Genomic DNA, 25,811 nt, shown 5'->3' on the forward strand with positions numbered 1-25,811 from the left:
GGGCGGGGGGATAAATCCACCCGCCAGGCAGGGGAACTCAGTGATGCCAATCCTGATATTCCTGCTTGCGCCGCTCTGGCGCGGTTTCCGGCATCAGGCTCAGGCCGAGGGCCGACACCACGCCCAGCACCATCATGTAACCGGCCAGCCCGTAGTAATGGCCGCCGGTCACCTGCAGGATCTTCACCGCCAGCAGCCCGAGAATGCCGCTGCCGATCAGCGAGCCGATCTGCCAGATCAGCGCGATGCCGCTGCAGCGCACGCGGGTGGGGAACAGCTCCGGGAAGTAGGAGGCCTGCGGCGCGTAGCACATGCTGTGGCCGAAGGTCAGCACCACGATCATGGCGATCTGCGTCACCCAGAAATTATCGAGGTTGATCGCCATAAAGAACGGCACGATGCACACCACCTGCAGCAGCGCGCCGGCGATGTAAACCGGTTTGCGCCCCAGCCGATCGGAGAGGCGGCCCATCAGCGGAATGGCGAAAATCTCCAGCAGCACCGCCACGATCATCGCCTCCAGCAAAATGCTTTCGTTGAGGTGGTTGGCCTTGCCGTAGGCCAGCACGATCACGGTGAACATGGCGAAGGCGCAGGCTTCGATCAGCTTGGCGCACACCCCTTTGGCGATAAGGCCGGGATAGCGGCGGGCCACTTCCACCACCGGCCGGCTCTCCACCGCTTTGGTGGCGCGGATTTGGGTAAACACCGGCGACTCGTCGATCTTCAGGCGAATAAACAGCCCGACCAGCACCAGCAGCAGGCTGAGCAGGAACGGAATGCGCCAGCCCCAGTCCAGCATCTGCGCCGGCGACAGCACGGCGGTCAGCAGCGCGAACAGCCCGGACGGCAGCAGGAAACCGGCCGGCGCGCCGATCTGCACCCAGCTGGCGTAGAAACCGCGCCGCGGCGGCGGCGCGTATTCGGCGGTCATCAGCACCGCGCCGGCCTGTTCGCCGCCGACGCCGAAGCCCTGCAGCACGCGGATAAAGATCAGCGCGATCGGCGCCCAGATGCCGATCTGCTCATAGGTAGGCAGCAGGCCGATGCAAAAGGTGCCGAGGCCGACGATCAGGATGGTGATCACCAGCGCCTTCTTGCGGCCGACTTTGTCGCCGATATGGCCGAACACGATGCCGCCCAGCGGGCGCGCCAGGAAACCGACCGCGTAGGTGGCGAAGGCCGCCAGCGTGCTGATCAGCGGATCGGCGCTGGGGAAAAACAGCTGGCCGAAGAACAGCACCGCGGCGGTGCCGTAGGCGAAGAAATCATAGTATTCGGCGGCGGTGCCGATGGCCGACGCGCTGGCGACGCGCCGCAGCAGCGGTTGATTGCCGGTATTGACGGCGTTATGCGTGGTGACGGTCATCGGAAACCTCCCGGTCGGTAAGCGGCAGAGCGGCGACGGCGGCTTTGGCCCCCAGGCTCAGCAGTTGGTGATAAGCGTGGCTGACGGCGTGGACGAAGTCAGGCGAATCGGGCAGATCGCGGCCGAAGACGCTGTCGAGTTGCAGCAGCGCCAGGACGCGGGGCCGGCCTTCCTCGCTGCCGGCGACCAACGCGGCGAGGCGCTCGCGCAGCGGATCGCTGATGGCGATCGGCTCGCCTTGTTCATCGCGGCCGCCGACGTAGCGCATCCAGCCGGCGACGCCCAGCGCCAGGCAGTCGAAGCGGCTGCCGCGCGCCAGATGCCAGCGGATCGCGTCCAGCAGCCGTTGCGGCAGCTTCTGCGTGCCGTCCATGGCGATCTGCGCGGTGCGGTGTTTCAACGCGCGATTGCGGTAACGTTGCAGCAGCGAGTCGGCATACTGCGCCAAATCGACGTTCGGCACCTGCAGGGTCGGCGCCTGTTCCGCCAGCATCAGGTGACGGGCGGCGCGGACAAAATCCGCATCCTGCATGCAGTCGCCGATGTGCTGATAACCGGCCAGGTAGCCGAGGTAGGCGAGAAACGAATGGCTGCCGTTCAGCATGCGCAGCTTCATCTCCTCGTACGGCAGCACGTCGCTCACCAGTTCGGCGCCGACCTTGTCCCAGGCCGGGCGCCCTTGGGGAAATCGATCTTCAATGACCCACTGGCTGAACGGCTCGCAGGCTACGCCGACCTCATCTTCGACGCCGCCCAGCCAGGTGCGCAACTGCCGGCGGGCCTCCGGCGTTACCGCCGGCACGATGCGATCCACCATGGTGGAAGGGAAGGCGACCTCTTGACGCACCCAGTCGGCCAGCGCCGGATCCTGCCGCTGCGCCAGTTCGACCAGCACCTGGCGCGTGACCCGGCCGTTGGCCGGCATGTTATCGCAGGACATCACGGCGAACGGCGGCAGCCCGCGTTCACGGCGCAGGCGCAGCGCCGCCAGCAGCAGCCCCGGCGCCGACTGCGGCTGTGCCGGGTGGGCGATATCATGCGTGATCGCCGGGTGTTCCGCCATCAGTCGGCCGCTGGCGGGGTGGTGGCAATAGCCCTTTTCGCTGATGCTCAGCGAGACGATGGCGATCTCGGGCTGCGTCAGGGCCGCCAGCACCGCCGCCAACCCGTCGGTTTGCAGGTGCAGCGCCTGGCGCACCACGCCGATGACCCGGCCCCGCCAACCGTCGTCGTCCATCTCCGCCACCGAGAACAGCAGGTCCTGTTGCCGTAGATCGGCGATCTTTTGCCGGCCGTGCTGCATGCTGATTTCGCAGTAGCCCCAGTCACTGCCGTGCTCGCTGGCCAGCCTGTCGGCGTACATCGCCTGGTGCGCGCGGTGAAACGCGCCGAAGCCGATATGCGCCATGCGCGGTTTCACGCGCTCACGTGCGTAGCCGGGCCGGATAACGGCGGCCGGCAGCGCGCTGTGGTCGGAAAGTCTCATGTTCAATGTCCCTGGAGAGGTAAGCAAAGGGGCGAAGCCGCCCCGTCTGGCGTTAGGGTTTTAAGATTTGCACGCCCGCCGTTGCGCGCGGCGCCTTGATCACCAGCAGCACCAGCAGCGCGCCCAGCGCGGCGACGCCGCCCGCCAGCATAAAGGCGCTGTCGAACTTGCCGGTGTTCTGCACGATGTAGCCGGTGGCGATCGGCCCGATGATGCCGGAGACGCTGCCGATCAAATGAATGAACCCGCTGGCGCCGCCGACCCGGGATTTATGCACCACGTCCTGGATGATCGCCCAGTAGAGAGCGCCGGTAATGTAGAGGAAGAAGATCGACACCGACATCAGCATCACCGCCGGCACCACGCTGCTGACGGTGCCCGCCAACGCCACGCACACCGCCGCCGCCAGCAGGCTGGTGACCAACACGATCTTGCGCGACAGCAGCAATTTGCCGGTGATGTTGAAGATCTTGTCGGAAATATAGCCGCCGAGCGCCAGCCCGACGAAGCCGACGATCCACGGGATCATCGTGGTCAGGCTCATCTCTTTGATGTTCAGGTTGTGTGCCTGCACCAGATACGAGGGGAACCAGCTCAGGAAGAAGAACAGGATGTAGTTGTAGCAGAAGAAGGCGAAGGCGGTGACCAGAATGATCGGCTGCTTCAGGTAGTAGCCCAGCCCGTGCGGGGCGTCGCTCAAAGCGCTTTCCTCGCCGAGATTTTCCTGTTTCAACCGTGCGATCAGCTCCCGTTCTTCGTTGCTGACGCGTTGGCTTTTCGCCGGGTTATCCGCCACCACGAAGAACCACACCAGCATCCAGACGATGCCGATGGCGCAGATAATCATAAACGCCGGCCGCCAGCCGAACGCCAGCGCCAGATAGCCGACGATCGGCCCGGCCACCGCGCCGCCCAACGGCGAACCGGCGCTGAGCAGGCCCACGGCGGTCGCCGCCTGTTTCTTCGGGAACCAGCCGTTGATCATCTTGTTGGCCGAGGCGCAGATCGGCCCTTCGGCCATGCCGAACAGGACGCGCAGGATCAGCATTGAGTAAAAACCGGTGGCGATCGCCGTCATGCCGCAGAAGATGGACCACAGGCCGACCGCCACGCCCAGCACCAGCGTCGGGCCGAAGCGGTCGACCGCCAGCCCGCCGACGAAGTTGAAAATGGCGTAGCCGAAGAAGAAGCTGCCGAAGATCAGACCGAACTGTTCGGCGTTCAGCATCAGATCCTGTTCGATCATCGGCACGGTGATCGACAGCGCCACGCGGTCGAGGTAGTTGATCATGTAGACCATGAACAGCAGGAACACGATGGTCCAACGCAGGTTTTTAAACATAAAGCGCTCCACTGGGTGTCGTTTTAATCGTGATGCTTCGTTGTTTGCATGGGCGGCGGGCGCCGCCCATGCCCCGATGCCGCCTTGGCGTTACTCAAACTGCAGCAGCACCTTGCAGCAGGTGCGCTGATCCCGCTCGAACATCTGCATCGCCCGTTCGACGTCGTCGGCGGGCACGCAGTGAGTGAGCAGCCGCTGCGGGTCTAGCTTGCCGTCCGCCATCCAGGCGATCACCTGCGGAAAGCGCGCGCTGTTCAGGCGCGAGGAGAAGATCGACAGCTCCTTGCTGGTGATGCTCTGCTGGGTCAGGGTGCAGGCGTCGCCGGAAAAGCCCATGATGCCGATGCGTGCCGCCGGCGAGGCCAGCGCGATCGCCTCCGGTAAAATGGCGGGGTGGCAGGCGGCATCGACGATCAGCGTCGGTTGAACGCCGCGCTGCTGCAGCGCCTGCGGCAATGCGGCCTCGGCGTTGTTGAATGTTTGGTCGGCGCCGTTGGCGCGCGCCATCTCCAGCCGCTCGGCGATGCGATCGACGACCCACACCTGCCTGACGCCGTACACCCCTTTCAGCGTCTGGATCACCGTGAGCCCCATCGGCCCGGCGCCGTAGATCAGCGCGATGTCGTCGGGGCGCGGTTGCAGATGGGCGGTAATGTTGGCGGCGATGCTGAAGGGTTCGATCATCGCGGCGTGGCGATCGCTGATGGCCGGCGGAACCGGATAGGCGTTGCGCGCCGGCACGCAGGCATAGTCGCTGAAGCCGCCGTCGCGGTGCACGCCGATCACCTGCAGCGAGGTGCAGACGTTGGGGCGGCCGACCGAACAGGGATAGCAGTGGCCGCAGCTCACCACCGGGTCTACCGAGACGCGTTCGCCGAGGCGCGCCGGATCGACGCCTTCGCCCAGCGCATCGATCAGGCCGAAGAACTCGTGGCCGATCACACGCGGATAGCGGGCGAACGGGTTATGGCCGTGATAGATATGGACGTCGGAGCCGCAGATGCCGGCGAATTTCACCTTGACCCGCACCTCGCCGGCCGCCGGCTGCGGCAGCGCGCGCGTCTGCAGCGCCAGGCGCCCGGGCTGTTCGATCACGACGCTGCGCATGGTGTTTACCAGTTCCATAAGGTGCCATCCTCCAGACGCGCGACCGGCAGGTAGGCCGGTTCATAGGGGTAACGGGCCGCCAGCTTCTCATCGAACTCGATGCCGATGCCCGGCTTGTCGCCCGGATGCATATAGCCGTCGTCGAACGTCCAGCTGTGCGGGAACACCTCGAGCATTTGCTCGGAATAGCCCATGTATTCCTGCACGCCGAAGTTCGGCACCCACAGATCGAAGTGCAGCGCCGCCGCCATGCAGATCGGCGACAGATCGGAAGGGCCGTGTGAACCGGTGCGCACCTGATACAGCGAGGCGAAGTCGGCGATGCGCCGCATGCCGGTAATGCCGCCCGCGTGCGTCAGGGTGGTGCGGATGTAGTCGATCAGCTGTTCTTCGATCAGCTGTTTGCAGTCCCAGATGCTGTTGAACACCTCGCCGACAGCGATCGGCGTGACGGTATGCTGGCGGATCAGGCGGAAACAGGCCTGATTTTCCGCCGGCGTCGGATCTTCCATCCAGAACAGGCGATACGGTTCGGCGCTTTTACCGAAGCGCGCCGCTTCAATTGGCGTCAGGCGGTGGTGCATGTCGTGCAGCAGGTGTTCGTTGAAGCCGAACTTGTTGCGCACCGCGTCGAACAATTTGGGGGTGAAGTCGAGGTATTTTTCCGTCGACCACAGCTGCTCTTCCGGCCAGTCGCCCTTGGTGGCCGGCTCATAAGCCTGGCCTTTGCCCTTGGCCATGCCGTAGGTGGTTTTCATGCCCGGCACGCCGCATTGAACGCGGATCGCCTTGAAGCCTTGCTCTTTATGTTTGGCGTAGTCGTCGAGCACTTCGTCGATCGAGTGGCCGGTGGTATGGCAATACACCATCACTCCCGAGCGCGAGGCACCGCCCAACAGCTGATACAGCGGCATGTTGGCGGCCTTGGCCTTGATGTCCCACAGCGCCATGTCGACGGCGGAAATGGCGGACATGGTCACCGGGCCGCGCCGCCAGTAAGCGCCTTTGTAGAAGAATTGCCAGAGGTCCTCGATCCGCTGCGCGTCGCGGCCGATCAACTGCGGGCAGAGGTGATCTTTCAGGTAAGAGGCCACCGGCAATTCGCGCCCGTTCAGCGTGGCGTCACCGAGGCCGATGATGCCGTCATCGGTGGTGATTTTCAGCGTGACAAAGTTGCGCCCCGGGCAGGTGACGAACACCTCGGCGTTGACGATTTTCATAACCTTCACATCCTGTAGCTGCGGAGAGATAGCGCGAAAATACGCCATGAACCAACTACCATACAAGTATGAATTAATGAATTTGCCGGAGAGGATCACATTTGATCGTGCGCGGAAGCGGGTGAACAGAGGGGAAGAAGCGGGGCGCAGCGGCTGCGCCCGACAAGGTCAGCCCAGCAGGGCGCAGTTAGGCGGCAGGCGGCATTCGATGGCCTGCGGCAACACTTCGATGCGGAAATGGCGGCCTTTGAGCGGTTCGCCGTCGAGGTTGAAAGTCATCTCATGCGGCGCGTCGATCTCGAGCCACGGCAGCGCCGCGCTGAGGATGCTGTTGCTCTCTTCGTCGTTGAACAGGGCGGCGACCAGCGCCGGCAGCAGTTCATCGGCGATCAGCAGGCGCAGCTGCAGCAGGCCGTCGTTGATCAGCGCGCTGGGGCACAGTTCCTGGCCGCCGCCGGCCTGTTTGCCGTTGCCGATGCCGATCACCAGCGCCTCGCCGGCCCAGCGAAAGTCCGGCCCGCGGATTTCACAGCGGTCGGCCTGCAGCGTATCCATGCGCAGCAGGCCGTGCACAAAGTAGGACACGCCGCCCAGCGCCGCTTTCAGCTTCTCCGGCGTTTCGGTGGTGATGCGGGTGCCGAAGCCGCCGGTGGCCATGTTGATGAAATAGCGCTCGCCGTTGACTTTCGCCAGATCGATAGGCACCGAGCGGCCCTTGATCGCCAGCTGCAGCGCCAGTTCGGGGGACGGAGGGATATTGCACGCCATGGCGAAGTCGTTGGCGGTGCCGAGCGGCAGGATGCCCAGCGCCGGCCGGTTGTGCGCCGGCAGCTGCACCAGCGCGGCGGCCACTTCGTTGATGGTGCCGTCACCGCCGCCGGCGACGACGGTGCCGACGCCGAGCTGCGCGGCTTCCGCGACATAGCGCGCGGCATCGCCGTGCTCCCAGGTGACGCGCACGTGCAACGTTATCTGTTCTTTGCGCAGCCGGTTGACCGCCTGACGCAGCTCTTCGTTACCGGCGCCTTTGCCGTTGATGATAAGCAGGGCGGACGCATGTGAGTGTTGAGGCATTGCCGATATCCTCCGGCGGAAAACCAAGAATGCCTCAAGATAAACCAGCTGCCGCCACCAGGCCATCAGAATATTCAGCTAATTCCGGTTATTTGCCGACGCTCAGTGAATATGAAGCAATGCGAATTTATCTGAATTTTACGCAGAAATAAGCGAAGTGTTAAAGAAGCGAGGATTAATCGCTGTAGCGTTATTTATATATCGAAGCGGCGTGATTATTATTATTAAAACGGATAACGGGAATAAGTTATGGAAATAGGCATGGTGGAAAAAAATAGGCGCACCCATAAAGAAAAAGCCAGCCCAAGGGAGATTGGGCCGGCTAAGGAGGTGGTTCCTAGTATTGCTATGCAAATATTTTCGTTGTTCGTTTTAAGCAGCGTGATAGTAACCAAGCTGCGCGCGCATTGATGTGATCCAATTCTAATATTTGCTAAAAATCGCCGCCGAATGACGGCGATTCATTTTTATGCCCCGGCGCTATTTTCTTCCGCCAAATTGCGGATCAGCAACGCATAATTGAGATCGATATCCTGCGGGATCGGCAAATAAACGATATGGCCGTTGCCCGGCGCCACCTCAATCGATTCGCCTTTCTTATTTTGCATGCTCTCGAGGGTGAACACCACGTTGCCGCCCGGCGTCATCATTTCGACGCTGTCGCCGAGCGCGAACTTATTCTTCACGTCGACTTCCGCCCAGCCATCACGGCGCACGCCGGTGAATTCGCCGACGAACTGCTGGCGCTCGGAGAGCGAGGAGCCGTAGTCGTAATTCTGCTGCGCTTCGTGCACGTGGCGGCGCAGGAAGCCTTCGGTATAGCCGCGGTGCGCCAGGCCTTCCAGCGTGGTGAGCAGGGTCGGATCGAACGGTTTGCCGGCGGCCGCGTCGTCGATGGCGCGGCGATAGACCTGTGCGGTGCGGGCGCAGTAGTAGAACGACTTGGTGCGCCCTTCGATCTTCAGCGAATGCACGCCGAGCTGCGTCAGACGCTCCACGTGCTGGATGGCGCGCAGATCCTTGGAGTTCATGATATAGGTACCGTGTTCGTCCTCGAAGGCGCTCATATATTCGCCTGGCTTTTGCGCTTCAGACAGCATGAACACCTTGTCGGTCGGCGCGCCGATGCCCAGCGTCGGCTCGACGGTTTGCACCGGGATCGGCTCGTGCAGGTGCACGATATTGCCGGTGTCGTCCTCTTTGCCTTCCTCCGCTTTGTACTGCCAGCGGCAGGCATTGGTGCAGGTGCCCTGATTGGGATCGCGCTTGTTGATGTAGCCGGACAGCAGGCAGCGGCCGGAGTAGGCCATGCACAGCGCGCCGTGGACGAAGATCTCCAGCTCCATGTCCGGCACTTCGGCGCGGATCTCGGCGATCTCTTCCAGCGACAGTTCGCGCGACAGGATCACGCGGGTCAGGCCCATTTGCTTCCAGAACTTCACCGTCGCCCAGTTAACGGCGTTGGCCTGCACCGACAGGTGGATGTCCATCTGCGGGAAGGCTTCGCGCACCATCATGATAAGGCCGGGATCGGACATGATCAGCGCATCCGGGCCCATATCGATAACCGGCTTCAGATCGCGCAGGAAGGTTTTCAACTTGGCGTTGTGCGGGGCGATGTTCACCACCACGTAGAACTTTTTGCCCAGCGCATGCGCTTCGTTGATGCCCTGCGCCAGATTCTCGTGGTTGAACTCGTTGTTGCGCACCCGCAGGCTGTAGCGCGGCTGGCCGGCGTAAACCGCATCGGCGCCGTAGGCGAAGGCGTAACGCATATTTTTCAGCGTGCCGGCCGGGGAGAGAAGTTCTGGTGTAAACATAGTGTGTCTCGGTCTGATTTCAGGTCAGCACCACGCCACCTGATGGCGCAGTAAAAGCGGGGGATTGTAGCCGCAGCGCGGCAAGAAATCAGCAGTTAACCGGATTTATTCAAGGGAGATTGATCCCGGTCAAACGGAAAACGCGCGGTGGACGCCACCGCGCGGGTGAAACGGGGGATCAGGCGCTCAAATCGCGGATATCGGTGGTCGGGCCGTTTTTTATCACCGACTGGATACCGTTTTTGGCCGCGCTTTCGGAGCTGTACATTTCGCTGACGCCGATCACCTGATGGTTCTTGGCCTTCAGCACAAAGTAGGGCTGATTGCTGGCGCTGTGCTTCAGTTCGTACTGCGCTTCGTGCGGTGAATTGGTCTGCACCGAGGCGATGCCGTTCTCCGCCGAGGCTTTGCTGGCATACATCTCGCTGGCCAGAATGATCTCGCCGTTACTGGCTTTCAGGTTGAAGTGGTACTGTCCGTTCTTTGCTTTTTTCAGCTCGTAATGACCGATTGCCATGGTTCTTCTCCTGTAGGTTCCGATTCGTGATGTAAGTGTAGCCAATCGCTTGAAAATCGGCGGCTAAACCTCACAGCAGCTTAGTTGAAAAAATGCGCAGTTTTTTTGCGCCGGCGCGGAGTTTTCGCCCGAGAGGCACAGCGCCGCACGGGAAGCTAAGGGAGAAGGCGTGATTGCGCAGTGCGCCGCATAACGAGGGGAACAGGGTGTCACCCCGTGAGATTGTGCGTTACTGTTTGGCAGTTTCGTCAATGCGGATGAAAAATGAGCGATACATCTTGGCATCGACACGCTACAGGCATATGCTTTGGCCTATGCCTGCTGTGGAGGTGTCGAGATGGAAAGGATCGCAAAGCTGTTTAAAAACGGCAGAAATCAGGCGGTGAGGTTACCGGTGGAATTTGAATTTGATACGGATCGTGTCTATATCCGTCGCGATCGGGAGGGCAACGTGATTTTATCCAAATATCCGGCAAAGCCGGACAGCTGGGCACCGCTGCTGAGCATTATCGCCCAAACGCCGGTGCCGCAAGAGTTTCTTGGCGCGGAAGATCGTCAGCAAGGGGTTGCCGACCGCGATCCCTTCTCAGAGGAAGAGTAGGCGATGTACATGTTTGATACCAACACCGTCAGCCACTTGTTTCGGCAGCATCCGCAGGTGCTTAACGTCATGGAAAAGCTCCCGCCTTCTGCCGTATGTATTTCCAGCGTCACGGAGGCGGAACTGCGTTACGGTGTGGCTAAACGGCGGAACAAGGCGTTGCAAAACATGGTCGAGGCCTTTCTTGCTGCGGTGACGGTCTATGCATGGGATAGCGAGGCCGCCCGCTGCTACGGTGAAATGCGGGCAAACATGGAGAGAAAGGGCAAAATCATGGGCGCGATGGATCAACTGATCGCCGCTCACGCGCAGAGCCGTGGCGCGACGCTGGTGACCAACGATCGCGCATTCGCCATGGTGCCCGGGTTGGCGGTTGAAGACTGGACGCGCTGATTTCCCCCTAAACCCCATTCATCAGCCGGCAGGGCTCGGCTTCCCAGCGGTAGCCCACGCCGTATACCGAGCGGATAAAGGATTTTTCCCCATCGATCAGTTCCAGCTTGCGGCGCAGGTTTTTGATGTGGCTGTCGATGGTGCGGTCGGTGACCACCCGGTAGTCGTCGTACAGGTTGTTCAGCAGCTGCTCGCGTGAAAACACGTTGCCCGGCTGGCTGGCCAGCGTTTTCAGCAGGCGGAACTCCGCCGGCGTCAGATCCAGCAATTGCCCCTGATAGCTGGCCTGGAAGCGCGGTTCATCGATGTGCAGCAGATCATCTTCCCGCGCGTTCTCCTGCGGCCGATAGCTGCGGCGCAGGATGGTTTTCACCCGCGCCACCACTTCGCGCGGGCTGTAGGGTTTGCAGATGTAATCGTCGGCGCCGATCTCCAGCCCCAACAGGCGGTCAATCTCTTCAATTTTCGCCGTCACCATCACGATGGGCACGTCGCTGAAGCGGCGCAGCTCGCGGCACACCGTCAGGCCGTCGGCCCCCGGCAACATCAGGTCGAGCAAGATCAGCGCCGGCGGATGCTGGTGCACGGTCGGCACCACCTCATTGCCGTTGGTTAGCCAGCGGGTGGCGTAGCCCGCCGCCTGGAGATAATCCACCAGCAGCTGGCCCAGCTTGGGCTCATCTTCAACAATCATGATCTGCAGGGGTTGATTCTGAATGTCCATCAGGGCGCCTTATTTTTTATCGGGGTAGCAAATTCTACTGTAATGCGCACGCCGCCTAAAGGCGAATGCTCGGCGCGGATTTTCCCGTCGTGCGCTTCCACGATGTTGTGGCAGATCGCCAACCCCAGCCCGGAACCGCCGCTGGCGCGGTTGCGTGAACCTTCCGCCCGGTAGAAACGTTCGAAAATGCGCGTCAGTTGCTGATCGCTGATGCCCGGCGCGCTGTCCTGCCAGTAAAGAAGCAGCCGCCCCGGCTGCAGTTCGACGCCGATCTCCAACCGGCCGCCGGCGTCGGTGTAACGCAGGCTGTTTTCCAGCAGGTTATTGAACAGTTGGTTCAGGCGATCGGGATCGCCGAACAGCGGCGCCTGGGCCGGCAGATGGGTGACGATCTCCAGCCCTTTGGCGCGGAAGCGTTCGCGAAAGGCGGCGACGGCGATCTGCACCAGGTGCACGCAGTCCACCGACGCCTTGCGATAGGCCAGCGCGCCGAGATCGGAGAGCGACAGCTGGTGCAGGTCGTCGACCAGTTTGGTCAGGGTGGATACCTCGGCCTGCAGCGAACTGAGCGACGCCGGCGTCGGCTGGCGCACGCCGTCCTGCAGCGCCTCCAGCTCGCCGCGCAGCACTGCCAGCGGCGTGCGCAGCTCATGTGATACATCGGCCATAAAGGCGCGGCGCATCTGCTCGTTTTTTTCCAGCGAGGTGGCCAACTGGTTGAAGTCGTGCGCCAGCCTGCCCAGTTCATCCTGGCTGCTGACCGCCACGCGGGTGGTGAAATCGCCCGCCGCCAGGCGGTGGGTGCCCGCCACCAGGCGCTTGACCGGGGCCAGCATGCCGCGCGACAGCAGCCAGGTCACCGCCGCCGCCAACAGGGTGGAGAGCGCGACGATAATCCAGCTGGTGCGCCGCTGCTGGCGATCGAAGTTGATGTCGGTATTGCGCGTCAGGCGCTCGACCGGGGTGGTGAGCACCCAGCCGACGATCTCGTTGTTGTAGCGGATCGGGTGGCGCGGCCCCTCCTTCGGCAAGGGGCCCGAATGCCCGACCAAGCGATTGAACTGGCTGTCTACCACCCAAAACTGGGTGCGCCACCCCTTGGGCGGCAGATTGTGGCTGCTGTCGCTATTCTGCTCGAACGAACGCATGATCTGGTAGACCACCTGATCGTTGTTGCGCAGGAATATCCAGTTGCCATGATGGCTGTACTGTTCCTCCAGCGCTTCGCTCAGCATGTTGATGCGCTGCTCGTTGCTGCTCTTGATGTAATCGATAAAGCCGCGCTCAAAGCTGACGCGCACCCCCCAATGCATGGTGATCAACACCAGCATGCAGGTAGCGAAAATGGCCAGGAACAGTTTTCCGGTAATGCCTATCCTCATTGCAACCTCGTTGAGCCGGTACCCGGCTCTTTGGTCAGCGTGCGGTTGGGCGCGCTATCGGCCGGCACGCGCGCGAAGGCAAGCGCGGGCAGAGCGATAATCAACGCCATACAGCAGTAGCTGTAAATAAATGCGCTGTGGATGGCCGGGCTATCGGCCACCACCTGGTGATGGGCGAAGCTGCCGATCAAGATGCCGGCGACGCTGACGCCGAGGCTCATCGACAGCTGCATGACCATCGACAGCAGGCTGTTGCCGCTGCTGGCCAGCCGGTCCGGCAGATCTTTCAGCGTCAGGGTGTTCATCGCCGAGAAGCGCAGTGAGTTGATCATCCCCTGGAAGAACAGCACCACCGGCAGCAGCCACAGCCAGCCGAGCATCGCCGCCAGCAGGAAGCTCAGGCTGACCAGCGCCAGCAGCAGCGTGGCGGCCACCAGCACGTTGCGGTAGCCGAAGCGGTTGACTACCTGCACCACGATGCGCTTCATGCCCATGCTGCCGATGATCATCGGGATCATCATCAGCCCGGCGTGGAACGGCGTGAAACCCATGCCCACCTGCAGGAACAGCGGCGTCATGAACGGCAGCATGCCGCTGCCGATGCGCCCCAGCAGGCTGGCCAGCAGCCCGATTTTGTAGGTCGGGGTGCGCAGCAGCCGCAGCGAGAACAGGGCGCGGCTATTGCCGTAGGCATGCCAAACATACCCCAACAGCGCCGCTGCGCCCAGCGCCACCAGACCGGCGATGGCGCCGACGGACAGCCCCATGCCTTTATGGCCGTCGAGCGCCAGCGTCAGCGACGCCATGCCGATCGCCAGCAGGATAAAGCCGCTGAGATCGAAGCGGCGGGTCTGCATTTGGTAGTTGGGCATCAGCAGCAGCGTGGCGATGGCGCCCACGATGCCCACCGGAATATTGATCAGGAAAATCCAGTGCCAACTGGCGTATTGCACCAGGAAACCGCCCAGCGCCGGCCCCATCAGCGGGCCGATCTGGCCCGGCAGCGTCACGAAAGTCATCGCCGCCATGTACTGCTCGCGCGGCACGATCTTCATCACCGTCAGGCGCCCGACCGGCACCATCATCGCGCCGCCGACGCCCTGAATCACGCGCGAGGCGATCAGCTCGTTCAGGGTTTCCGAGCGGGCGCAGAGGAGGGAGCCGAGGGTAAACAGCACGATGGCGCTGAAAAACACCCGCTGTACGCCGATCTTGTCCGCCAGCCAGCCGCTGGCCGGCAGCGTCACTGCCACCGTCAGCACATAGGAGACGATCACCGACTGCATGCGCAGCGGGTTCTCCCCCAGGCTGGCGGCCATCGAGGGCAGGGCGGTGTTGACGATAGTGGTATCCAGCGTCTGCATAAAGAAGCCGAATGCCACTATCCAGAGTTGCCAGCGTACCGTGGCGGTGTGTTTCATCAGCATCGGTCGGCCATTAATGGGGCAGCGGGGCCAGTTGCTTGTTGCGGCGGAACTTCGCCTGCAGCCGGTCGAAGTAAAGGTAGACCACCGGGGTGGTGTACAGCGTCAGCAGTTGGCTCATCACCAGGCCGCCGGCGATGGTGATGCCGAGCGGCTGGCGCAGCTCCGCGCCGTCGCCGCGGGTCAGCACCAGCGGCAGCGCGCCGAACAACGCCGCCAGCGTGGTCATCATGATCGGCCGGAAACGCAGCAGGCTGGCCTGGAAAATCGCCTCGCGGGCGCTGATGCCGCCGTTGCGCTGCGCCTCGAGCGCGAAGTCGACCATCATGATGGCGTTTTTCTTCACGATGCCGATCAACAGCATGATGCCGATCAGCGCGATCAGGCTGAACGGCGCGCCGAACAGCTCGAGCGCCAGCAGCGCCCCCACGCCGGCGGAAGGCAGCGTGGAAAGGATGGTCAGCGGATGGATATAGCTCTCATATAGCACGCCGAGCACGATGTACACCGTGGCGATCGCCGCCAGGATCAGGATCAGCTGCGACTTCAGGGTGTCCTGGAACACCTGGGCGGTGCCGGCGAACGCGCCGCGCACCGTAGACGGCACGCCGAGCTGAGTCATGGTGCGCTCGACCGCGGCGGTGGCGTCCGACAGGCTGCCGCCGTCCGGCAGATTAAAGGAGACGGTCGAGGCGGCGGACAGCCCCTGATGGTTGACCGACAGCGGCGCGTTGGCCGGCCGCCAACTGGCGAAGTAGGAGAGCGGTATCGCTTTGCCTTCGTTGTTGATGATGAACATTTTGTCCAGCGAACTCACGTCCTGGGTGTAGGGCGGCGCCACTTCCATCACGACTTTGTATTGGTTGAGCGGTTGGTAGATGGTCGAAATCTGTCGCTGGCCGAAGGCGTTGTTCAACAGGTTGTTGGCGTCGGACACCGAAATGCCGAGGCGCGCCATGGTTTCACGATCGTAGACCAGATCCATCTCCGAGCCTTTATCCTGCTGATCCGAGTTGACGTCCGCCAGCTCGGGCAATGCGGCCAGTGCGGTGCGGATCTTCGGCTCCCATTCGCGCAGCGCGGCGAGATCGTCCGCCAGCAGCGTATATTGATAGCTGGCGTTGGCCTGCCGGCCGCCGACGCGGATATCCTGCACCGCCATCAGAAACAGGCTGGCGCCCGGTTCTTTGGCCAGGCGGGCGCGCAGGCGGGCGATCACTTTCTGCGCGTCGTCGCTGCGTACCGACAGGGGTTTCAGTGAGATGAACATCGAACCGCTGTTGGTGCGCGAACCGCCGGTAAAACCGGTGACGTTTTCCACGTCCGGATCTTCGCGCACGATTTTCATGAAGTCTTCCAGTTTGCCGCGCATCGCCTGGAACGAAATGCTTTGGTCGGCCTGGATAAAGCCCATCAGGCGGCCAGTATCCTGTTCCGGGAAGAAGGTTTTCGGGATGCTGATATACAGCCAAACGTTGAGCGCAACGGTGGCGAGGAACACCGCCAGCACCCAGCGCGAGTGGCCGAGCACCCAGTTCAGCGAGCGCCCGTAGCCCTGCTGCAGCCCCAGCAGCATTTTACCGAAGCCGCGCGCCCGCCGCTGCGAACGCGGCGGCTGGTGGCGCAGCAGGTAGGCGCACATCATCGGCGTGAGCGTCAGCGAGACGATCAGCGACAGCCCGATCGACACCGACAGAGTGACGGCGAACTCGCGGAATAGCCGGCCGGGCAGGCCTTCCATCAGCAGCAGCGGGATAAACACCGCCACCAGCGAAACGCTCATCGACAGCACGGTGAAACCGACCTCCCGCGCGCCCAGCAGCGCGGCGTTGATCGGTTTCATGCCGGCCTCGACGTGGCGGGAAATGTTTTCCAGCACCACGATGGCGTCGTCCACCACAAAACCGGTGGCGATGGTCAACGCCATCAGCGACAGGTTGTTGAGGCTGAACCCGCACAGATACATGGCGGCGAACGAGCCGATCAGCGACACCGGTACGGCGACAGCCGGGATCAGCGTGGCGCGCCCGGAGCGCAGGAAGATGAACACCACCAGGATCACCAGCCCGATGGCGATCGCCAGCGACTGCTCCACCTCGGCCAGCGACGCGCGGATGGTCGGCGAACGATCCTGCGCGACGTTGAGTTGAATCGAAGCCGGGATATTCTCCTGCAGGGCGGGCAGTTCGGCGCGAATGCGATCGACGGTTTCGATGATGTTGGCGTCCGGCGCGCGGCTGATGGCCAGAATGATCGCCGGTTTGGCGTCGGTCATCCCGGCGTTGCGCACGTCTTGCACCGAGTCTTTGACCTCGGCCACGTCGGCTAAACGCACCGCCGAACCGTTGTTGTAATGAATGATCAGCGGACGATAAGCATCGGCGGTTTTCAGCGCGTCGTTGGCCTGGATCTGCCAGCGCTGCTGCGGGTTTTCCACGGCGCCCTGCGGGCGGCGCACGTTGGCGTTGGCGATGGCCTGCCGTACGGTGTCCAGCGACACGCCCTGATTGAACAGCGCCGAAGGGTTCAGCTCCACCCGCACCGCCGGCAGCGAGCTGCCGCCGACGGAAACGTCGCCGACGCCCTCGGTCTGGCTGATCTTCTGCGCCAGCTGGGTGGAGGCGAAATCGTAAAGCTGCCCCTGACTGTAGGTGTCCGAGGTCAGCGTCAGGATCATGATCGGCGCGTCGGATGGGTTGACCTTGCGGTAGCTGGGGCGGCTCGGCATGCCGGTCGGCAGCAGGCTTTGCGCGGCGTTAATCGCCGCCTGCACGTCGCGCGCGGCGCCGTTGATATCGCGATCGAGATCGAACTGCAAAATGACCCGGGTACTGCCGAGCGAGCTCATCGAGGTCATTTCGTTAACCCCGGCGATGCGGCCCAGCGCGCGCTCCAGCGGCGTTGCCACCGAGGACGCCATGGTTTCCGGCGAGGCGCCCGGCAGCGACGCGCTGATCGAAATCACCGGAAAATCCACCTGCGGCAGCGGCGACACCGGCAGCAGGCGAAAGCCGATCGCGCCGCTGATGGCGATGGCCAGCGTCAGCAGGGTGGTGGCCACCGGCCGGTGAATGAACAGGGCGAAGAATTTCACGGCAGCTCCTGCGTATCCGGCTGGCGATGCGTGTTGCGCGCCAGTTTGTCAAACAGCAGGTAGATCACCGGCGTGGTGAACAGCGTCAGGATCTGGCTCATGATCAAACCGCCGACCATACAGACGCCGAGCGGATGCCGCAGCTCCGCGCCGACGCCGGTGCTCAGCATCAGCGGCAGCGCGCCGAGCAGGGCCGCCAGCGTGGTCATCAGGATCGGCCTAAAACGCAGCAGGCAGGCCTGATAGATGGCGTCGCGCGGCGATAAGCCCTGCTCGCGTTCCGCCGCCAGCGCGAAGTCGATCATCATGATGGCGTTCTTCTTCACGATGCCGATCAGCAGGATGATGCCGATGATGGCGATCACGTCCAGCTCGCTGCCGGCCATCATCAGCGCGAGCAGTGCGCCGACCCCGGCGGTCGGCAGGGTGGAGAGGATGGTCACCGGGTGAATGAAACTTTCATACAGCACGCCCAGCACGATGTACATCGCCACTACCGCCGCCAAAATCAGCCACAGCGTGCTGCCGAGCGCCGCCTGGAAGGCCAGGGTCGCCCCCTGGAATTGGGTGGTGATGTCCCTTGGCATGTTGAGATTTTTTTCCGCCTGGGTGACCGCGTCCACCGCTTCGCCGAGCGAGTAGCCGTCGGCGACGTTGAACGAAACGGTGGCCGACGGGAACTGATCGAGATGGTTGACCGACAGCGGGCCGAAGCGCTCTTCGATTTTGGCGATGGCGCTCAGCGGCACTACGGCGCCGTCGTTGCCGCTCAGACGGATCTCATTGAGCGCCGCCAGCCCCGGTGTCGCGCTGACGTCGTGCTCCAGCACCACGCGGTATTGGTTGGCCTGGGTGTAGATGGTGGAGATCAGGCGTTGGCCGAACGCGTTGTACAGCGCATTGTCCACGTCGCTCATGGTGACGCCGAGACGGGAGGCCGAATCGCGATCGACGTTGACGTAGGCCACCAGCCCCTGATCCTGCCAGTCGCTGGTGACGTCCGCCAGCTGCGGGGTTTGTTTCAGCTCATCCATCAGCTGCGGCACCCACAGGCTGAGATCGTCCAGCGACATCGCCTGCAGGGTGAACTGGTACTGGGTGCGGCTGACCTGGGTATCGATGGTCAGATCCTGCACCGGCTGCAGGTACAGCTTCACGCCGGGGAACTGCGCCGTTTGCTGCTGCAGGCGGCTGATGATCGCCGGAATGCGGTCGCTGCGTTCGCTCAGCGGTTTCAGGTTGATCTGCAGCCGGCCGCTGTTGAGCGTGGCGTTGCTGCCGTCGACGCCGACGAACGAGGTCAGGCTTTCCACCGCCGGATCCTTGAGGATCTGCGCCGCGACCTGCTGCTGGCGCTCGGCCATGTTGCTGAACGAGACGCTCTGCGGCGCTTCCAGCGTGCCCTGAATGATGCCGTTGTCCTGCACCGGGAAGAAACCTTTCGGGATCAGCAGGTACAGCAGCACCGTCAGCGCCAGGGTGCCCACGGCCACGCCGAGCGTCAGCCAGGGGTGGTTAAGCACCGTTTTCAGCCACTGGCCGTAGCGCGCGATCACCCGCTCGAAAAAGCGTTCGGAGGCGGCGGAAAAACGGTTCTGCTTGCGCAGCGATTCGTGGCTGAGCATGCGCGCGCACATCATCGGCGTCAGCGTCAGCGACACCACGGCGGAGATCAAAATCGCTACCGCCAGCGTGACGGCGAACTCGCGGAACAGGCGGCCGACGATGTCGCCCATGAACAGCAGCGGGATCAGCACCGCCACCAGCGAGAAGGTCAGCGAGATGATGGTGAAGCCGATCTCGCCGGCCCCTTTCAGCGCGGCGTCGAGCGGTTTTTCCCCTTTCTCGATGTAGCGCGAGATGTTCTCGATCACCACGATGGCGTCGTCCACCACGAAGCCGGTGGCGATGGTCAGCGCCATCAGCGTCAGGTTGTTGATGGAGAAGCCGAGGAAGTACATGGCGGCGAAGGTGCCGACCAGCGAAAGCGGCACCGCTACGCTGGGGATAATGGTCGCCGGCACGTTGCGCAGGAACACGTAGATCACCATCACCACCAGCGCGACTGCCAGCAGCAGCTCGAACTGCACGTCGCTGACCGAGGCGCGGATGGTGGTGGTGCGATCGGTCAACACCTTGACGTCGACCGACTTGGGCAGGCTTTTAATCAGCGTCGGCAGCATTTCGCGGATGCTGTCGGCGGTGGTGATGACGTTGACGCCGGGCTGGCGTTGGATGTTCAGCACGATCGCCTGCTGCTGGTTGGCCCAGGCCGCCAGCCGGGTGTTTTCCGCCCCTTGTTCGATGGTGGCGATATCCTGCAGGCGGATCGCCGCGCCGTTCTGATAGGCGACGATCAGCTGGCGATAGTCGTCGGCGGATTTCATTTGGTCGTTGGCGGACAGGGTGACCGATCGGGTCGGGCCGTCAAGGCTGCCTTTCGCCGAGTTGACGTTGGCGTTGCTGATGGCGGCGCGGATGGTTTCGCTGTTCAGGCCATAGGCGGCGACCGCCGCGGCGTTCAATTTTACGCGCACCGCCGGGCGTTGGCCGCCGGCCAGGGTCACCAGGCCGACGCCGGTCACCTGAGAAATTTTTTGCGCCACGCGGGTTTCCACCATGTCTTCCACCTGCGTCATCGGCATGGCGGTGGAGGTCACGGCCAGCGTCAGGATCGGCGGATCGGCGGGGTTAACCTTGCTGTAAATCGGCGGGTAGGGCAGATCGTTCGGCAGCAGGTTGGTGGCGGCGTTGATCGCCGCCTGCACTTCCTGCTCCGCGACGTCGAGCGGCAGCGTCAGCTGGAATTGCAGCGTCACCACCGAGGCGCCGCCGGCGCTTTGCGACGCCATTTGCTTCAGGCCGGACATCTGGCCGAACTGGCGTTCCAGCGGCGCGGTAATGGCGGAGGTGACTACGTCCGGGCTGGCGCCAGGGTATAGCGTCACCACCTGGATGGTGGGGTAATCCACTTCCGGCAACGCGGATACCGGCAGCGCGCGATAGCCGATAATCCCCGCCAGCAATATCGCCACCATCAGCAGCGTGGTGGCGACCGGGCGCAGAATAAACAGGCGGGACGGACCGCCGCCGGCGTTGGGAGGCATCACCTGCATCAGGACTTCCTCTGAACGTCAGGTTCGCGCTTGGCTTTTGACGTCGCAGGCGCGTCGTTCGGCGCGAGCACTTCCACCTGCATGCCTTCGGTCAGGCGATCGATGCCGTCGGTCACCACCCGATCGCCGGCGTTGAGGCCGGCGCTGATCACCACCTGCCGGCTGTCCTGCACGCCGGCGGTGACCCGATGTTTGCTGACCTTGTTGTCTTCGCTGAGCGTCCAGACGAAGTTGCCTTCGTTGCCCATCTGCAGCGCGGCGGTCGGGATCACCACCGCATCGTGCAGGGTATCCACCTGCAGCCGCGCGTTGACGAACTGGTTGGGGAACAGCGCGTCATCTTCGTTGGCGAAACGCGCTTTCAGCTTGATGGTGCCGGTGGCGGTATCAATTTGGTTGTCCAGGCTCAGCAGCGAACCGGTCGTCAGCTTGTTCTGGTTGGTGCGATCCCAGGCTTCGACGCTCACCGGCCCGGCTTTTTGCGCCTTGAGCAGATCGGCGATGTTGCCTTCGGGCAGCGTGAACACCACGTCGATCGGGTGCGTCTGCGTGATCACCACCAGACCGGTGGTGCTGCCGCTGGTGACGTAGTTGCCGACGTCGACCAGTTTCAACCCGACGCGGCCGTCGATTGGCGCAGTGATGCGGCTGTAGGTGATCTGCAGTTTGGCGCTGTCGACCGCGCCCTGATCGGCTTTGATGGCGCCTTCGGTTTGCTGCACCAGCGAGGCCTGCGTATCCAGCTCCTGACGGGAAACCAGATTGGTTTTCACCAACTGCTGATAGCGCGCCAGATCGCGCCGGGCGTTGGCCAGCGTGGCCTGATCTTTTGCCAACTGCCCCTGAGCCTGGGTCAGCTGCACCTGGAACGGCCGGGGATCGATCTCCGCCAGCAGATCGCCGGCTTTGACCTGCTGGCCTTCGGTAAAGTGGATCGCCATCAGTTGGCCATCGACCCGGCTGGTGACGGTCACGGTATTGGCGGCGGTGGCGGTGCCCAAGCCGGAAAGATAGCGCGGCACGGTTTGTTGCGTGGCTGTCGCCGCCTGCACCGGCGACATCGGCGCGCCGCGTCTGCCACCCGCCGCGCGGCCCGCTCCCGTTTTACCGGCGGCCTGGTGCGCGCCCGGCGTCGTCCCGGCGGTCGGTTGGGCTGCGCTGAAATGGCGCCAGGCCAGAACGGCGACGATGATCGCAATCGCCGCAGCCAGCAGGCGCAGCAGCAGGGAACGACGTTGGGGTTTTGCATTCATGGTGGTGAAAATTCTCTCCAAAAGGCAGGGGCGCGGGCACTCATTGCCACAAAAATGACACTCCTTACAGGATACTAGTTTAGCCAGCGAAGACGGCATAAAAATGAAGGAAATATGGAGGAACCGTCAGCATTGTCTTAATAAGTGGGTGATTTGCGCGTGCTATGTTTATAAGTGATTTATTCCGGCTTATAGCCAATACGTTTTAACGATTTCCTGCATTTGGCGCTAATAATTAACAGGCAAATCATTTAACCCATGGAGCCTTTGTGATGAGCAAGAAACAACTGGGCCGTTCGGGCATTCAGGTGCCGGCGTTGACCTTTGGCGGCAACGTGTTCGGCTGGACGGCGGATCAAGCGACCTCGTTCAATCTGCTGGATGCGCTGGTGGACAATCAGCTCAACTTTATCGATACCGCCGACGTTTATTCCAGCTGGGCGCCGGGCAACCGGGGCGGCGAATCGGAAACCGTCATCGGCGAATGGCTGAAGAAGAGCGGCAAGCGCGACCAGGTGATCATCGCCACCAAGGTGGGCAAACCGATGGGCGAAGGCAAACAGGGGCTGTCGCCGCGCTATATTCAGCAGGCGGTGGAAGATTCGCTGCGCCGTCTGCAAACCGATTATATCGATCTCTACCAGTCGCACGACGATGACCGCGATACGCCGCTGGAAGAGACGCTGGCGGCGTTCGATGCGCTGATCAAGGCCGGCAAGGTGCGGGCGATCGGCGCCTCCAACTATCAGGCGGATCGCCTGGAAGAAGCGCTGCGGGTGAGCGAAAGCAACGGATTGGCGCGCTACGAAACCCTGCAGCCGGAATACAATCTGTATGCGCGCGAAGGGTATGAAGCCGAGCTGGAAGGCGTGGCGCAGCGCCATGGTCTCGGGGTGATCAACTTCTTTGCGCTGGCCAGCGGCTTCCTGACCGGCAAATACCGCAGCAAAGCGGACGAGGGCAAAAGCCAGCGCGGCGATCGCATCGTCGAACGCTACCTGAACCCGCGCGGTTTCCGCATTCTGGCGGCGCTGGATCAGGTGGCAGGTAAACACGGCAGCTCTCCGGCGCAGGTCTCGCTGGCCTGGCTGATTGCGCGTCCGAGCATCACCGCGCCGATCGTCAGCGCCACCTCGTTGCCGCAGCTGGATGAGTTGGTCAGCGCCACCCGCCTGACGCTGGATGCGGACGACATTCAGACGCTGAACCACGCCAGCGCTGAGTAAGAGCCGCCGGCGATTTTGCTCTATGCTGAAGGGGTCAATATGACTTATTCAGGAAACTGCAATGTCTGGCGATATCATCAACGACCTCGCGGCGCTGGAACAGCTTTACGGCAAACCTGCCGCGCCCTCGGTTTTTAAAGAAGTCAGCTATATCCACCCGGCGTACCGTCCGTTTATCGAGGCGGCGCCGTTTGCCGCCCTCTCGACGGTCGGGCCGGACGGCATGGATGTCTCCCCGCGCGGCGATCCGGCCGGTTTTATCCAGATCGAAGACGAGAAAACCCTGCTGTTGCCGGACCGGCGCGGCAATAATCGCATCGATAGCCTGCGCAATATCCTGCACGATAACCGGGTGGCGCTGCTGTTGCTGATCCCCGGCATCGGCGAAACGCTGCGGATTAACGGGCGGGCGGAGATCGTGGTGGCGCCGGCGGTGTTGCAGCGCTTCGCCCACCGCAACCAGCTGCCGCGTTCGGTGCTGCGCATTCGGGTGGAGGCGGTGTTCTTCCAGTGCAGCCGGGCGATCTTGCGTTCGGGGTTGTGGGAAGAGGGCCGCCGCCTCGAACGTTCGGCGCTGCCCAGCCCCGGCCAAATCTTGGCCGCGGTGAGCCAAACGCGCTTCGACGGTGAGGAGTACGACAGCGCGCTGCCGCAGCGGCTGAAGGATACGCTGTATTAATCGCCGTGGCGTTCGCGCCACGTTTGCCGGTTAAGCCGGTACAAGACGTGCTGTTGCAGCGGATGGCCCGCCGGCAGGCGCGGGTGCAGGAAGGTTTCACCGTCGAAGCGCATACCGATGCGCGTCATCACCCGGCGCGACGGCTGGTTATCTTCGGCGGTGAAGGACACCACTTCCGGCAGGTGCAGCGTGTCGAAGGCGCACGCCAGCGCGGCGCGCGCCGCCTCAGCGGCGTAGCCGTTGCCCCAGTGAGCCGCCGCCAGCCGCCAGCCAATCTCCACGCAGGGGGAGCAGGGCAGGTCGTCACCCGGCCGCGCCAGCCCGACAAAGCCGATAAAAGGCGCGCCGTCTTTCACTTCCACCGCCCACAGCCCCCAGCCGTGTTGTTGCATGAAGGCGCGGATGCGTTCGGCCTGCGCGCGGCTTTCCTCGGCCGTCATCAGCGCCGGGAAATAGCGCATCACCTGCGGATCGGCGTTAAGCGCGGCGAAGGCCGGCAGATCGTCGTCACGCCAGGGGCGCAGCCGCAGCCTGGCGCTGTCGAGGGTAAGCAAGGTGGACATGATAGGGCCTCCAATAAACAAAGGCGCGGCGAGCCGCGCCCTTGGGCTGTCAACGGAACAGCGTTTGCGCCCAGCGCGCCAGCCCGGCGGTGACCGAGCCGAAGTCGTTGCCGCCGACGATCGGAATGCCCGGCAGCTGCTGTTGCAGCGCGGCGCGCAGCAGCGGCGAACGCGCGCTGCCGCCGGTCAGGTAGATCACCTGCGGCGCGGTCTGGCTGCTGGCCAATGCGGCGCTGACCTGCTCCTGGATGCGCATCAATGGCTGCGAGATGGCGTCGGCGAGCTGATCCTGGCTGATGCTCTCCGCCAGATCGGCCTGCACGAAATTGAGCGGCGCGCTGATGGCCGTTTGGCCGGACAGGGCTATCTTACTCTCTTCGGCCGCCCGCACCAGTCGGTAGCTCAGGCGCTGCTGGTACACTTTCAGCAGGCGTTTCACCTTTTCCGGCTCCGCCGCGTCGAGGATCAGATCGCGCAGCACGCGGCCGTTGGCGGCGCTGTAGAAGTCGTTTTGCGCCGGCACGTCGTTGGTCGCCACCGCGTTCCAGTAAGGCAGCGCCGGCAGGGCGATGCCCTTCGCGGTTTCGCCGCCGAGGCCGAACAGCGGCATCAGCTGTTTGAAGGCCAGCATGATGTCCAGATCGTTACCGCCGACCCGGCAGCCGCTGTGGCCCAGCAGGCTCTGCTGGCGATCGGCGCGGTCGCGCCACTGCGGCCCCATCAGCAGCACCGAGCAGTCGGTGGTGCCGCCGCCGATGTCCACCACCAGCACGGTTTGCTCTTCGCTCAGCGTCGCCTCGAAGTCCAGCCCCGCCGCCACCGGCTCGAACTGGAATTCAATGTCCTTGAAACCGGCGCGTTCGGCGGCGCGCTGCAAAATGCCCTGCGCCTGCCGGTTGGCTTCGTCGCCGCCGATACCCTGGAAGTTGATCGGCCGGCCGATCACCGCCTGATCGATGCCGGTCTGCAGCACATTTTCCGCCTGGCGTTTGATGTGGAACATCATGGCGCACACCAGGTCTTCGAACAGCGCGATCTGCTGCGGCTTCAGGCCGTTGGCGCCGAGGAAGGATTTCGGCGAGCGCACGAAGTACACCTCTTCCGGATCTTCCATGTAGTGCGCCAGCGCCTGCAGGCCGAACAGCACGCTGTCGCCGTTGACCGGAATGTCTTCTTCGCGGTTGTAACTGATGGCGCGGCGCAGCAACTGCTGGTTTTCTTCGCTGCCGGTTGGGATCTGCCAATGGCGGTGCAGGCATTCGCTCACCGCTTCGCGGGTCGGCGCGCACAGCATCGAAGGCAGATAGGGCGCGTTGTTTTCCAGCGTCAACAGCTCGGGGCCGTGGTCGCGCATCACTGCAACGGAACAGTTGGCGGTCCCGTAATCGAATCCAATAAACATCTCTTTTTTGTCCCCATGC

General features: G+C 63.0%; 20 protein-coding genes. 4 read left to right on the forward strand and 16 right to left on the reverse strand.

What is annotated here, in order from left to right; translation table 11 throughout:
- Positions 1-37 precede the first annotated feature (37 nt).
- The 8 genes from ACMGF9_RS05390 to ACMGF9_RS05425 all read right to left on the reverse strand — a co-directional run bounded on the left by ACMGF9_RS05390 (position 38) and on the right by ACMGF9_RS05425 (position 9,935).
- Positions 38-1,369: an MFS transporter gene (locus ACMGF9_RS05390; protein ID WP_048325252.1), complete on the reverse strand. Its 1,332-nt coding sequence runs from the start codon at positions 1,367-1,369 to the stop codon at positions 38-40.
- A complete protein-coding gene (locus ACMGF9_RS05395) occupies positions 1,350-2,855 on the reverse strand; it encodes a mannitol dehydrogenase family protein (RefSeq protein ID WP_015378746.1) in 1,506 nt (501 codons plus the stop codon). The genes ACMGF9_RS05390 and ACMGF9_RS05395 overlap by 20 nt, the downstream gene beginning before the upstream one ends.
- Before the next feature lie 52 nt (positions 2,856-2,907).
- Complete coding sequence (locus ACMGF9_RS05400; RefSeq protein ID WP_306377888.1) at positions 2,908-4,197, reverse strand: MFS transporter; 1,290 nt, start codon at positions 4,195-4,197, stop codon at positions 2,908-2,910.
- Positions 4,198-4,287: 90 nt separating this feature from the next.
- Positions 4,288-5,304 (reverse strand): Zn-dependent oxidoreductase, encoded by a 1,017-nt coding sequence (locus tag ACMGF9_RS05405; protein ID WP_161800768.1) that lies wholly within the window; start codon positions 5,302-5,304, stop codon positions 4,288-4,290.
- 5 nt (positions 5,305-5,309) lie between these two features.
- Positions 5,310-6,524 (reverse strand): D-mannonate dehydratase ManD, encoded by a 1,215-nt coding sequence (gene manD, locus ACMGF9_RS05410; protein WP_015378743.1) that lies wholly within the window; start codon positions 6,522-6,524, stop codon positions 5,310-5,312.
- A gap of 168 nt (positions 6,525-6,692) precedes the next feature.
- Entirely contained in the window at positions 6,693-7,598 is a 906-nt protein-coding gene (gene yegS / locus ACMGF9_RS05415; protein ID WP_015378742.1) for a lipid kinase YegS, read from the reverse strand.
- A gap of 467 nt (positions 7,599-8,065) precedes the next feature.
- On the reverse strand, positions 8,066-9,418 hold the full coding sequence (gene yegQ, locus ACMGF9_RS05420) for a tRNA 5-hydroxyuridine modification protein YegQ (RefSeq protein WP_004941558.1): 1,353 nt from the start codon (positions 9,416-9,418) through the stop codon (positions 8,066-8,068).
- A gap of 178 nt (positions 9,419-9,596) precedes the next feature.
- The gene (locus ACMGF9_RS05425) at positions 9,597-9,935 is read right to left on the reverse strand and encodes a YegP family protein (RefSeq protein ID WP_004941561.1); all 339 of its coding nucleotides are present in this window, start codon (positions 9,933-9,935) and stop codon (positions 9,597-9,599) included.
- Positions 9,936-10,272: 337 nt separating this feature from the next.
- Between ACMGF9_RS05425 and ACMGF9_RS05430 the strand changes: the two genes are divergently transcribed.
- Positions 10,273-10,536, forward strand: a complete 264-nt coding sequence (locus tag ACMGF9_RS05430; RefSeq protein WP_004941563.1) for an antitoxin — start codon at positions 10,273-10,275, stop codon at positions 10,534-10,536.
- A gap of 3 nt (positions 10,537-10,539) precedes the next feature.
- Positions 10,540-10,929, forward strand: coding sequence for a type II toxin-antitoxin system VapC family toxin (locus ACMGF9_RS05435; RefSeq protein ID WP_049239890.1), 390 nt, complete (start codon positions 10,540-10,542; stop codon positions 10,927-10,929).
- 7 nt (positions 10,930-10,936) lie between these two features.
- Here ACMGF9_RS05435 and baeR read toward each other — a convergent pair whose 3' ends face one another.
- Genes baeR through ACMGF9_RS05465 form a run of 6 tightly spaced genes read right to left on the reverse strand, consistent with a single transcriptional unit; the run spans position 10,937 to position 21,922 of the window.
- Positions 10,937-11,653, reverse strand: a complete 717-nt coding sequence (gene baeR / locus ACMGF9_RS05440; protein WP_015378739.1) for a two-component system response regulator BaeR — start codon at positions 11,651-11,653, stop codon at positions 10,937-10,939.
- Positions 11,653-13,035, reverse strand: coding sequence for a two-component system sensor histidine kinase BaeS (gene baeS / locus ACMGF9_RS05445; RefSeq protein WP_004941570.1), 1,383 nt, complete (start codon positions 13,033-13,035; stop codon positions 11,653-11,655). Before baeS ends, baeR begins: the two co-directional genes overlap by 1 nt.
- Positions 13,032-14,462 carry a multidrug transporter subunit MdtD gene (gene mdtD, locus ACMGF9_RS05450; RefSeq protein ID WP_103086182.1) on the reverse strand — a complete coding sequence of 477 codons (1,431 nt, stop codon included), beginning with the start codon at positions 14,460-14,462 and terminating at the stop codon, positions 13,032-13,034. Before mdtD ends, baeS begins: the two co-directional genes overlap by 4 nt.
- Positions 14,463-14,472: 10 nt before the next feature.
- On the reverse strand, positions 14,473-17,553 hold the full coding sequence (gene mdtC / locus ACMGF9_RS05455) for a multidrug efflux RND transporter permease subunit MdtC (RefSeq protein ID WP_015378737.1): 3,081 nt from the start codon (positions 17,551-17,553) through the stop codon (positions 14,473-14,475).
- Complete coding sequence (locus ACMGF9_RS05460; protein WP_015378736.1) at positions 17,550-20,669, reverse strand: MdtB/MuxB family multidrug efflux RND transporter permease subunit; 3,120 nt, start codon at positions 20,667-20,669, stop codon at positions 17,550-17,552. Before ACMGF9_RS05460 ends, mdtC begins: the two co-directional genes overlap by 4 nt.
- A complete protein-coding gene (locus ACMGF9_RS05465) occupies positions 20,669-21,922 on the reverse strand; it encodes an MdtA/MuxA family multidrug efflux RND transporter periplasmic adaptor subunit (protein WP_004941577.1) in 1,254 nt (417 codons plus the stop codon). The genes ACMGF9_RS05460 and ACMGF9_RS05465 overlap by 1 nt, the downstream gene beginning before the upstream one ends.
- Before the next feature lie 272 nt (positions 21,923-22,194).
- Here ACMGF9_RS05465 and ACMGF9_RS05470 point away from each other — a divergent pair, with 272 nt between their 5' ends.
- Positions 22,195-23,148 (forward strand): aldo/keto reductase, encoded by a 954-nt coding sequence (locus tag ACMGF9_RS05470; protein ID WP_015378734.1) that lies wholly within the window; start codon positions 22,195-22,197, stop codon positions 23,146-23,148.
- A gap of 61 nt (positions 23,149-23,209) precedes the next feature.
- Complete coding sequence (locus tag ACMGF9_RS05475; protein ID WP_004941582.1) at positions 23,210-23,827, forward strand: pyridoxamine 5'-phosphate oxidase family protein; 618 nt, start codon at positions 23,210-23,212, stop codon at positions 23,825-23,827.
- Here the strand turns inward: ACMGF9_RS05475 and ACMGF9_RS05480 are convergent.
- Both ACMGF9_RS05480 and yegD read right to left on the reverse strand, forming a co-directional pair.
- The gene (locus ACMGF9_RS05480) at positions 23,824-24,390 is read right to left on the reverse strand and encodes a GNAT family N-acetyltransferase (RefSeq protein WP_075684606.1); all 567 of its coding nucleotides are present in this window, start codon (positions 24,388-24,390) and stop codon (positions 23,824-23,826) included. The genes ACMGF9_RS05475 and ACMGF9_RS05480 overlap by 4 nt on opposite strands.
- A 49-nt stretch (positions 24,391-24,439) precedes the next feature.
- Entirely contained in the window at positions 24,440-25,792 is a 1,353-nt protein-coding gene (gene yegD, locus ACMGF9_RS05485; protein ID WP_033632391.1) for a molecular chaperone, read from the reverse strand.
- Between the last annotated feature and the right edge of the window lie 19 nt (positions 25,793-25,811).

Origin of the sequence: Serratia sp. BNK-23, from assembly GCF_047456145.1 — a bacterium.
Taxonomy (GTDB): domain Bacteria; phylum Pseudomonadota; class Gammaproteobacteria; order Enterobacterales; family Enterobacteriaceae; genus Serratia; species Serratia nematodiphila.